Source organism: Vibrio sp. 1288, from assembly GCF_033344475.1.
Genome location: NZ_JAWPOX010001125.1, coordinates 1 through 518, shown reverse-complemented (window position 1 = coordinate 518; position 518 = coordinate 1). Strand labels below are relative to the sequence as shown.

The 518-nt window shown below is 49.6% G+C and carries 1 protein-coding gene; it reads right to left on the bottom strand.

Translation table 11 applies throughout. The features are described from left to right. A partial coding sequence (locus R8O11_RS31255) for an IMP dehydrogenase (protein ID WP_318195396.1) occupies positions 1-518 on the bottom strand: 518 nt, incomplete at both ends.

The window sequence follows — 518 nt, the reverse complement described above, 5'->3', positions numbered from 1 at the left end:
TGATTTCGCCGCCTGACTCTTCGTGACCCGCTAACATACCGCCAAGCATCACGAAGTCTGCACCGCCGCCAAACGCTTTTGATACGTCACCCGCGCATGAACAACCGCCGTCACCGATGATCATACCACCAAGGCCGTGCGCCGCATCACCACACTCAATGATTGCAGAAAGCTGAGGATAACCCACACCCGTTTTGACACGAGTAGTACATACTGAACCTGGGCCAATGCCCACTTTTACGATGTCTGCGCCAGCAAGAATAAGCTCTTCACACATATCACCAGTAACCACGTTACCCGCAGAAATCACTTTGTCTGGAAACTCTGCACGTACACGCTCTACGTACTCAACTAAATGCTCTGAGTAGCCGTTCGCGATATCAACACAGATAAAGATGAGCTCGTCAGAAAGCGCCATGATATCTTTTGTTTTTTGGAAATCTGCGTCAGAAGTTCCCGTAGACACCATCACGTTTTTTAGCGTTGCGTTGTCAGCAGATTTTACGAAGTCTGCCCAG